This window comes from Acetivibrio mesophilus (assembly GCF_004102745.1).
Taxonomy (GTDB): domain Bacteria; phylum Bacillota; class Clostridia; order Acetivibrionales; family Acetivibrionaceae; genus Hungateiclostridium; species Hungateiclostridium mesophilum.
Map to the genome: position 1 here is coordinate 81,510 of NZ_RLII01000013.1, position 9,493 is coordinate 91,002.

Sequence of the window (9,493 nt, forward strand, 5' to 3'; positions counted from 1 at the left end):
GGCTAAAATAATAAAAAAGACACTTTAATCAGCATCTTTTTAAGTATACAAATTATATTCTTACCATTTCCACTTTATTTAAACACAATAAAATTCTATCTATTAATAACTTTCTTACTCATCTCATAGATAAGGGAATTTTTTTTGAAAAGTTCATTTATTCTCCTTGAAAAATCCCTGTCAAAATAAATGCTTGTTTTTTCCCTCTCCAACATATCCTTTATAAAGCTTATTTTAATACCTGAAAGTGAACTATATGTTTCTACGTTTATCCTTCCATCTAGTACATAGGATTGACACAATTCAATAAAGCGAATACATTCATTAAGAAGCTTTCGTTTGATAAACTCCATTTAATTACTCACCCTTTCAGAAACAATTATCTTAAGTCATAAAAATATAATTACAAATATCTCTATTCTATATATTTCTATTATTTGCTAATCTATATGGAAAATAAATACCTGTCAATACCAATAAACAACCTTCTACTATTCAAACCACGAAGGATAAGTTGCATTGACAATGCAACTTTATTTATATTCTATATACAGATGTAGAATATTTTAAGTAAGTACACCTCAAAAAATAATAGTACTAACCTACAAAGATAATATTCTTATGTAATATTATACTATTTCTATTTCTATGTCAATATTTGGCTTGAGAAAATTATATCATTATTCAATCTTTGCCAGTTTGAACATACAGTCTATGCGGCAATTTACTATTAATTTTATAAATAACCTGCTTTATGCAAAATTTACTTTGAAATATTCTGTCAAATGTTTTAGAATAAGAGTATATCCCTTTTTTGCTTGTTTTATGAAGTTCGTTATTTTATTGTAATTTATTATTCACTTTTGCATCTGTTAATTTTGCATTATTACTTAACTATAATTAATTACAACTACTTTATTAATTTGCTTTAGAATATATCTTGTTATTTTTGCGGAGCAACTTAAGTTTTATTTTCAAACTATGATACAGGATGGATGATATGAGTAGCAATTTAGGTGAACTATTCAAAGAAATAAGATTAAGTAAAAAGTGGTCTATAAGGCAGGCTGCAAAAAAGATGGGAATCAGTTACTCATACTTAAGTATTCTTGAAAGAGGGGTTGATCCCCGCACAGGCAAGGATTCCAATCCAAAACCTGAGACTTTGAGGATTATTTCAAAGGCATATAATTATCCTTACGAAGAGCTTATGAAGGCTGCAGGGTACTTGAGCGATGATGTTCTACTACAAAAGAAATTTGATCATAGTGTTTTTGTAAAAAACATTTCGCTCGTTATGGGAAATATGACTATTGAAGAATTTTCCGATGACATATACCAAAAGACAGGGTATCAAATCAAATCTTCCCAGATAAAGAGCTATATAGATGGTGATATCGAACCTTTTCCAGGTACAATAAACATTCTTTCGAAATATGCTCATGTTACTCCGGATTTTTGGTATGTGCCCAATACAGAAAAAAGTCTTCATAAAGAAAGAACCAAATACAATGAAACTATTTTAAAATCAGCCTCTCAGTCCTTTGACAAAGAGTTTGCAATATTTTGCAATCTTCATAATGATATTAAAAGTTTTCTTTCCTCCGAAGAAAACATACCCTATATAAAAGTGGCAATGGAAGCAAGAAAGAAAAATATTAGCGCCAATACCTTGAAGCTGTTGATAGATACTATTGTGAATGAGCTTAAGAATTCAAAATAAGCTTATTAGAAACACAAAGAAATACTAGGAAATAATTGACTAAATGTAAATTATTTGATAGATTAAAACAAGTACAGGAGAGTGTTATATATGCAAAATATGTCATTACTGCAATTTATTCTGGTGAGTTTTCCTGAACAGGTGATCTTTATTTTTTTAGGAGCTTTTTCAATCGGCAAATATAGTTACTTTAAGACACGCTCCAATTACTACAGAATATTCATAACAGCCTCACTGATTACTTTTATCAGCTATATACTTCGTGAAAAATTAGGACTTGTATCGGAGAGCACTCTATTATTGCTATTTATTGACATCATATTAATTATACTCATTATGAAGTTTAAGTTTTACGAAGCAGTAACGGCATCAGTACTTGGTTTTTCAATGATAATGCTTGTTGAAATATCTTTCTCGCTAATCATTGCTCCAATACTTGGAATTAATGGCGAACGGGAACTTTATCAGAATGCGTCAAACTTCGTAATTTTTGTCCTGTCGGTGCGATTGCTGCATATACTTTTGGCAGTATTTCTCTACCGCTTTAAAATAAAGATTGTAAATATGGAGAGTTCAAACATAAAGACAAAAGAATACTACATTCAATTGGTTGTATATTTAATATCACTATGTACTATTGGCTTTCTTACTTTTCTTATGACTCGAATGTTACTCTTTGAAAAAGTTACAATAGCTTCATCTCAAAATATGTACTTACTAAAAATAAATATATATATATCTTTATTTGTAACTATAATTTTGACCCTTGCTGTAAAAAGCATCCATGATTTTTATAAGAATAAAAGCACTCTTAATAATAATGAAATTGTTCAAAGTATAGAATATATATATAGACTTATAGATGAGCAAAACATTAATGAAGCCAAAGACGCCCTAATTAGTTTAAAAACTCACATCAAAGAGAACTAACTTATTACAACAAACTGTATTTTTCTTATGTTCTCTTTTATACAATATTGGCTTCATAATACCGACTTCATAAATTGAAATGAATTTTATAAAGGGGGAGTAATTTGATATGTTAAAAAAAACGTTAGGTTTATTGTCATTTGTTGTTACCATATTTGCTATCCTGTCAGCAAGTTCTGCCTGTTTTTTCTTCCTGTATCAACCCAAAGTACCGAAGGTTCTTCACAAATAATACTTATTAATAGATAAATCAATTTAAATTTTTAAGACCTGGGCCGAAAACCCAGGTCTTTTTATTCAAACTTTACTTTATTGCTATTATGCTTCTCCAGCTAGTTTCAGCAGTGTTTCCCATCTGCTGTCAACTTCCTTCTGTATCTCTTCCAACATGTATTCATTACCTGCCTTAAAGAGATGCTTAAATCTTCCTTGGAGTTTCAAGAAATCCTTAACAGGAAGTTTTGTCTTCGGCTTGTAGTTTATTATATACTTGCCGTCAATAACCTCATAAAGAGGCCAGAAGCATGTTTCAACAGCCATCTTACTCAATTCCATCAAGTCAGGAGTGTTGTATCTCCATCCTCTAGGACATGGAGCCAATACGTTAAGGAATGCAGGTCCAGGTGTATAAATAGCCTTTTCAGCCTTCTCATAAAGGTCCTTCATATTCCCTATAGGAGCAGTTTGAGCAACATAAGGTATATGATGGTTTGCCATTATTTCTGTCAGGTCTTTTCTTGGCTGCATTTTACCGGGTATCTTCTTACCTGCTGGTGAAGTTGTAGTATCAGCATATTTCGGAGTTGCAGAAGATCTCTGAATACCAGTATTCATGTATGCTCCATTGTCGTAGCACACATAAACCATGTCATGTCCTCTTTCCATTGCTCCGGATAATGCCTGAAATCCTATATCATATGTTCCTCCGTCACCACCAAATGCGATGAACTTGGCCTCACCTTCAAATTTTCCTTTTCTCTTCATTACATTATAAGCTGCCTCTGCACCGGAGATTGTAGCACCGGTATTTTCAAAAGCACTATGAATGAAGGAATCCGTCCATGCTGTATATGGATAAATGAAAGTTGAAACTTCAAGACAACCTGTTGCACTTGATATAACTGCATGATCTTCAGGCTTTAATGCCTTAAGTATCTGTCTAACAACTACCGGAGCTCCACAACCTGCACACATTCTGTGTCCGCCAGTAAGCCTTTCCGGTTTTTTAGCTACTTCTTTTAAATTATAAGCCATTTATCGCACCTCCTATTCTCTAACGCCAAGGTAATTGTATACTGAGTCTACCTTACCTGTATTTGCGATTTCTAATAATTTGTCATAAACAATTTCAATATCATTAGATTTAACGTCTCTTCCACCCAAACCGAAAATATAGTTTATAACCTTAGGACCAAATACTCCCTTTGAGAAAAGAGCACTTGTTATCTCAGTAAATAAAGGTCCTCCAGCTGCATTGAAGCTGTCTGCCTTATCAAGAACAGCTACTGCCTTAAACTTAGATAAAGCATCTGCCAATTCATCAACAGGGAAAGGTCTAAACACTCTTGGTTTTATCAAACCAACCTTTTTGCCCTCTGCTCTATACTGATCAATAACATATTTTACAGTACCGGCAGTGGAGTTCAAAACAACAATAACAACATCTGCATCATCGGTTTTGTACTCTTCAAACAGTCCATACTTTCTTCCTGTAAGCTTATAGAATTCTTCCGATACCTCAAGAATTACCTTCTTAGCATTCGCCATTGCCTGTGCCTGCTGTCTCTTATGTTCGAAATAATGTAATTGCAAATCCAAAGGACCTACAGAAATAGGATTTTCTCTGTTGAGAAGAGAATGAGCTGGCTTATATTCGCCAACAAAAGCCTTAACCTTATCATCTTCTACCAATTCGATATTTTCTATAGCGTGAGAAGTGATAAATCCATCCTGACAGATCATAACAGGAAGCATTACATCAGGGTGCTCACCGATTCTGTGTGCCATAAGCATATTGTCATATGCCTCCTGATTGTTTTCACTGTATATCTGTATCCATCCCGAATCTCTAGCTCCCATAGTATCGCTGTGGTCGTTATGTATATTAATAGGACCTGAAAGCGCTCTGTTTACAGCTGACAATACAATCGGAAGTCTCGAACTTGCTGCTATATACAAAGCCTCCCACATAAATGCCAAACCATTTGCAGATGTAGCAGTCATTGCCCTTCCACCTGCAGCCTGAGCACCTATACATGCAGACATAGCACTGTGCTCTGACTCTACTGCAACAAACTCTGTATCAACAACCCCATCAGCAACATAAGTTGAGAAATATTGGGGAACTTCTGTAGATGGTGTTATTGGGAATGCTGCAACTACATCAGGATTTATTTGTTTCATAGCAATCGCTGTTGCTTCATTACCGCTAAGTCTTTCTCTTATTGCCATTACGTATTTCCCTCCTTTATACTTCCTCTACAAAGTCTATGGCTTTGAAAGGACAAACCTTTGCACAAACGCCACATCCTTTACAGTGATCATAATCTATACCTGTCATTTTTCCTTCTTCATTTACTTTTATGGATGAGTCAGGACATACCGGATTGCAAAGCAAACACTGTTTGCATTTTTCCTCATTCCAGATAGGCTTCATTGAACGCCAATCGCCTGTTTTAAAAAGATGTGCATTTCCAGATGAATCGATTACTCCGCCCGGTGTTATTTCTTTCCAGTTAACATCAGGTCTTATATCTCTTAATTCTTTCTTGCTCATAATCCCTTCACCTCCTGCATTGACCTTTCAAGAGCCTTTATGTTGCCCTCAACAACCTCAGGCTTACTTGCAAACTTATGCTTGAATGAACCAACCATATCGTCAAGGAATTCTTTTTCGTCCATTATCTTGCTGACCTTCACAACAGCACCAAGCATTGGGGTGTTTGGGAAATACTTTCCTAATGTTTCAATAGAAATTGTTCTCGCATCAATTGTGCAAACCTTTCCCTTATAACCCTTTAACAAAGGTCTTACTTCGTCAGGAGTTTTTGTAGTATTGACAATAATAGCTCCATCTTCCTTCAAACCTGCTGTAACATCAACGGATGCCAAAAGAGTGTCATCTACAACTACAACATAATCTGGCTCATAAATATTGCTGTGAATGGTGAGTCTATCGTCGCTTATCCTGTTATAAGCCGTAATCGGTGCGCCCATTCTTTCAGGACCGTATTCCGGAAAACCCTGTATGTATTTTCCGGTATTGAATGCAGCATCAGCCAGCAAAAGCGATGCAGTCTTAGCACCTTGTCCGCCGCGCCCATGCCATCTGATTTCAACAACCTTGCCCATGTGGTAATCCTCCTTATTTTATTTATAAGAAATTTTATGCTGAAAATAATTCAGCTTTGTATTATCAAAAACGTAGATTAATACAGTTTCAAGTATAATTCTTTGTCAATTTTTTGTCAAGAAATCTAAATTCGAAAAGGCTTGATATCTATGTTGATTTGCTCTTTCTATGTTCTTTGTATACAAGTTCTTATAGAATTACACAAAGTTTTAATTTTTTTTGACTATGTATTGCATAGAATTTAAAATCAATAAAAAGGGTATTATTCTAAATTCAGAATTAATTTTATATCCCGAAAAGATATTTTAGAATTGCTATCATAAGTACCCCAGGTATTCCCAACGTACCTATAATAAATGCTGTTAGAGGATTTAATGCAATTTGATAGTTAAAATTCCCTCCTACAAAGTTTATCACCAGAATGGCGATTCCCCCTATAAGACCATTGTATAGAAGTTTTAAGACAGGTTTCATCGGAACAACTAAGAACTTGCCTAAAAAATATAAAAGTATAATCCCTATAATATAGGCAAATATTGTATTATATTCAATAAACATATGCATCCTCACTCCACTTTCACCTTTGTACTCTCAAATCAACTCATCAGGTTTATATTTCACCTGCTAATAAAAAAACCTTTCATAATAAATATATAGGCCTGGTCAATAATTTATTACAAAAATAAGCCTAATCATAGTAAAAGTAGAGTTAGAATACTAGAGGATGACGCTGTCTTCATTAACTTTAATTCCTTTTTCCTTTGCCTTTTTCAGAAGATACTCGTATCTTAACTGATAAGCTTTTATCTCGTAGGTATAATAATCTATGATTTCACTGTCGATGGCATGCTCAAAATTGGAATTGGCACTTAGCCACTCTTTTTTGGCATCTTTAATGCATTTTATCAGTTCTTCAATTTCTTTAAACTCATCATCTTCTGTTAATTCGCTTTTTCCTTTTACCAACAAACTGGATATTTTTGCAAAAATAGCGTTTTTCAGAAATCTAATGTTAAGATTTTTTTGTATATTCAAGTCCATATTAATCACCTTATATTATTTTTTAATCTTTACTTCCATAATATTCATAAACCAAATACAGTTTCATACATTAATAAGTATAAGCAGATTTTACCTTTACTATACATTTTGTATGATTATTGACCAAATACTTTATTCATTAATACACTATATTAGCAATAAAATATAAAAGCGATGGTTCTTATGGAACACAAACTTTGCAGGCTTAATGGCTTTTAAGGTAGATAGAAATAAAAGTATTTTCTATAATCGGAAATTTCTGTTTGAACGATTTTTATAGATTGGTATAATATTCCTCTGAAATATGAGTTAATATATAGCCCTAAACCATAAGCAATCAAAGCTCTTTAACCGATAATTACATTGAAGGATTTAAATTATTAAAAGCAATAATTTACATATTTTCATTTAATAATATATTGTTTTTTTGCAGCAAACTTGCGATAATATAATTATCCCAAGATAAGGAATAATGTTAATTTTAGATATTTAAAGCAATCAATGCAGTTTACTCGAACTAAACTTCACAAAAGTACGTCTATTTTTATGTTAGTATTAATTAATAAAATAAATTTGATTTGGAGTGTTTTATATGACTGACCCTGTGGTTCAAAAGAAAAGTTTAAACCCAAGAACTAAAATAATATTAATCAGCCTATCGGCATTAATATTAGTCTGCCTAGTATTATCCTTCTTTTTTATTTATTCTACGCTCTCCTATGATAGAGTTTATAATGGTGTTTTTATAAATGATATCAACGTTAGTAAAATGACCTTTAGTGACATTTGTGATTCTCTCAAATCTAAATATTCAGATAAGTCAAATGAATTAAAAATTATTTTAAATGAAAACGATGTGACGGCAGAAATTGACTTGTCTAAAATAGATTTGAAATATGAAATTGAAGAAGCTGCACAAAAGGCTTTTGATGTAGGAAGGAAAGGAAACATATTTGCAAGGTTGTCTGAGATTTTTAATACCAGTAGAGAAGGTTTTCAACTCAATTTAGACTATTCCTATAATTCGGATAAAGTGAATGATATAATTGATGATTTCTATTTCAAAACACTGGTTTCGGTCAAAGAAGTAGGTCTTTCCATACAGGACAGCAAAGTAACCTTAAGAACCGGCCATCCGGGCAAATCAATAGATAAAAATAAAGTTCTGGATATTATTGATAACTCAATAAAGACATGTACCGGTGGAACCTTCGATGCTCCTGTTATTACAACTATGCCCAAAGCTATTGACATTGATGATATATATAATCAGATAGTATCAGAACCGGTTGATGCAAAGGTAGCTGTTGAAAACAATAATACCAGGATTATTCCTCATGAGTTTGGCCGTGAAATATCCAAGTCGGAGCTTCTTAGCATAGTTAAGGAAAATGAGAATTACATAGACAAAGAAGTATTACTTCCTGTAAAATTTACACAACCAAAAATGACAACGGATGATGTAAGTGCAAAGCTCTTTAAAGATGTTCTTGGAAATGTAAGCACCTCATTTTCCACATCCGGTCAAAATAACTATAACAGAGGTGTAAATATAGGTGTTGCTTCATCAAAAATAAACGGCAAAATCCTTGCTCCCGGTGAAGTGTTTTCATTTAATGAAATAGTTGGTCCTAGAACTGTGGGAAATGGATTTAAGACTGCAAAAGAATATGTTAGCGGTAAAATAGTAGACGGAGTCGGTGGAGGAGTATGCCAAGTATCATCAACTCTGTACGGTGCAGTACTTTTTTCTGACTTGGAAACAATAGAAAGACAAAATCATATGTTTACCGTTTCCTATATTCCATTAGGAAGAGATGCTGCTGTAGCATACAATGAATTGGATTTCAAATTTAAAAACAACACAAACTGGCCAATAAAAATTATGTCTAGTGTTAAGAACAATACCATATCATTTACAATATATGGTACAAAGGAAGATGCGGGAAAAACTATAGAAATAAAACATGTTCAGGTTGGAAGCAAGCCATCACCTATCAAATATGTAGACGATCCAAACCTTGAAGAAGGCCAAACGGTAGTAGTCCAGTCAGGATATGCCGGATATACAGTAGACACATATAAGATAGTGAAAATTGGTGGTAATATTGTAAGCAATGACAAGATTCATAGAAGTACCTATGTTCCTTATGAAACCATAATTAAGAGGGGTACCAAAAAAGTTGCCAAGATTGAAGAACCTCAATCGGTCATCCCGGGAGCAACATTAACGCCAACATCTGAGCCAACCCCCGAGCCAACACCTGATTCAACGCTTCCAAACGAAATTATCGATGAAACACTTATCTGAAAAAATTTCAATCATAACCACCCGTCAAACGGGTGGTTTGCTCTTGCCCTATAAGGGCATGTTACTTGGCAGAGCCTAAAAGGCTCACTGAAGGTTTCGCCAACCGCACACCTTCACAAACCACCCCTAAAGGGGT

At 33.6% G+C, this 9,493-nt stretch carries 11 protein-coding genes; 4 read left to right on the top strand and 7 right to left on the bottom strand.

The genetic code is table 11. The features are described from left to right. Positions 1-95 precede the first annotated feature (95 nt). Positions 96-353 (bottom strand): hypothetical protein, encoded by a 258-nt coding sequence (locus EFD62_RS10760; RefSeq protein WP_069195423.1) that lies wholly within the window; start codon positions 351-353, stop codon positions 96-98. Between the two features lie 647 nt (positions 354-1,000). Between EFD62_RS10760 and EFD62_RS10765 the strand changes: the two genes are divergently transcribed. The 3 genes from EFD62_RS10765 to EFD62_RS10775 all read left to right on the top strand — a co-directional run bounded on the left by EFD62_RS10765 (position 1,001) and on the right by EFD62_RS10775 (position 2,885). Further along, positions 1,001-1,723, top strand: coding sequence for a helix-turn-helix domain-containing protein (locus tag EFD62_RS10765; RefSeq protein WP_069195422.1), 723 nt, complete (start codon positions 1,001-1,003; stop codon positions 1,721-1,723). A gap of 90 nt (positions 1,724-1,813) precedes the next feature. Further along, positions 1,814-2,653, top strand: a complete 840-nt coding sequence (locus EFD62_RS10770; protein WP_069195421.1) for a hypothetical protein — start codon at positions 1,814-1,816, stop codon at positions 2,651-2,653. A 109-nt stretch (positions 2,654-2,762) separates the two neighbouring features. Next, complete coding sequence (locus EFD62_RS10775; RefSeq protein WP_083225214.1) at positions 2,763-2,885, top strand: cyclic lactone autoinducer peptide; 123 nt, start codon at positions 2,763-2,765, stop codon at positions 2,883-2,885. 86 nt (positions 2,886-2,971) lie between these two features. Here the strand turns inward: EFD62_RS10775 and EFD62_RS10780 are convergent, their stop codons facing one another. From EFD62_RS10780 to EFD62_RS10805, 6 genes are all read right to left on the bottom strand, one after another. After that, positions 2,972-3,907 carry a thiamine pyrophosphate-dependent enzyme gene (locus EFD62_RS10780; RefSeq protein WP_069195420.1) on the bottom strand — a complete coding sequence of 312 codons (936 nt, stop codon included), beginning with the start codon at positions 3,905-3,907 and terminating at the stop codon, positions 2,972-2,974. Positions 3,908-3,919: 12 nt separating this feature from the next. Beyond that, positions 3,920-5,104 (bottom strand): pyruvate ferredoxin oxidoreductase, encoded by a 1,185-nt coding sequence (porA, locus tag EFD62_RS10785; RefSeq protein ID WP_069195419.1) that lies wholly within the window; start codon positions 5,102-5,104, stop codon positions 3,920-3,922. A gap of 16 nt (positions 5,105-5,120) precedes the next feature. Further along, positions 5,121-5,429 (bottom strand): 4Fe-4S binding protein, encoded by a 309-nt coding sequence (locus EFD62_RS10790; RefSeq protein ID WP_069195418.1) that lies wholly within the window; start codon positions 5,427-5,429, stop codon positions 5,121-5,123. Then, positions 5,426-6,004 (bottom strand): 2-oxoacid:acceptor oxidoreductase family protein, encoded by a 579-nt coding sequence (locus EFD62_RS10795; protein ID WP_069195417.1) that lies wholly within the window; start codon positions 6,002-6,004, stop codon positions 5,426-5,428. Before EFD62_RS10795 ends, EFD62_RS10790 begins: the two co-directional genes overlap by 4 nt. Before the next feature lie 286 nt (positions 6,005-6,290). After that, a complete protein-coding gene (locus EFD62_RS10800; protein ID WP_407921091.1) occupies positions 6,291-6,563 on the bottom strand; it encodes a pro-sigmaK processing inhibitor BofA family protein in 273 nt (90 codons plus the stop codon). A 159-nt stretch (positions 6,564-6,722) separates the two neighbouring features. Continuing rightward, on the bottom strand, positions 6,723-7,046 hold the full coding sequence (locus EFD62_RS10805; RefSeq protein WP_069195415.1) for a YaaL family protein: 324 nt from the start codon (positions 7,044-7,046) through the stop codon (positions 6,723-6,725). Positions 7,047-7,638: 592 nt separating this feature from the next. On the opposite strand from EFD62_RS10805, the gene EFD62_RS10810 reads away from it, so the two are divergent. Then, positions 7,639-9,357 (top strand): VanW family protein, encoded by a 1,719-nt coding sequence (locus tag EFD62_RS10810; RefSeq protein WP_128706095.1) that lies wholly within the window; start codon positions 7,639-7,641, stop codon positions 9,355-9,357. The last annotated feature ends 136 nt before the right edge of the window (positions 9,358-9,493 follow it).

What these genes read in the sequence shown, in the direction of transcription:
- EFD62_RS10760 (WP_069195423.1), bottom strand. Translation starts at nt 353, where the DNA reads ATGGAGTTTATCAAACGAAAGCTTCTTAATGAATGTATTCGCTTTATT.
- porA (WP_069195419.1), bottom strand. Translation starts at nt 5,104, where the DNA reads ATGGCAATAAGAGAAAGACTTAGCGGTAATGAAGCAACAGCGATTGCT.
- EFD62_RS10795 (WP_069195417.1), bottom strand. Translation starts at nt 6,004, where the DNA reads ATGGGCAAGGTTGTTGAAATCAGATGGCATGGGCGCGGCGGACAAGGT.
- EFD62_RS10805 (WP_069195415.1), bottom strand. Translation starts at nt 7,046, where the DNA reads ATGGACTTGAATATACAAAAAAATCTTAACATTAGATTTCTGAAAAAC.
- EFD62_RS10800 (WP_407921091.1), bottom strand. Translation starts at nt 6,563, where the DNA reads ATGTTTATTGAATATAATACAATATTTGCCTATATTATAGGGATTATA.
- EFD62_RS10790 (WP_069195418.1), bottom strand. Translation starts at nt 5,429, where the DNA reads ATGAGCAAGAAAGAATTAAGAGATATAAGACCTGATGTTAACTGGAAA.
- EFD62_RS10775 (WP_083225214.1), top strand. Translation starts at nt 2,763, where the DNA reads ATGTTAAAAAAAACGTTAGGTTTATTGTCATTTGTTGTTACCATATTT.
- EFD62_RS10770 (WP_069195421.1), top strand. Translation starts at nt 1,814, where the DNA reads ATGCAAAATATGTCATTACTGCAATTTATTCTGGTGAGTTTTCCTGAA.
- EFD62_RS10780 (WP_069195420.1), bottom strand. Translation starts at nt 3,907, where the DNA reads ATGGCTTATAATTTAAAAGAAGTAGCTAAAAAACCGGAAAGGCTTACT.
- EFD62_RS10810 (WP_128706095.1), top strand. Translation starts at nt 7,639, where the DNA reads ATGACTGACCCTGTGGTTCAAAAGAAAAGTTTAAACCCAAGAACTAAA.
- EFD62_RS10765 (WP_069195422.1), top strand. Translation starts at nt 1,001, where the DNA reads ATGAGTAGCAATTTAGGTGAACTATTCAAAGAAATAAGATTAAGTAAA.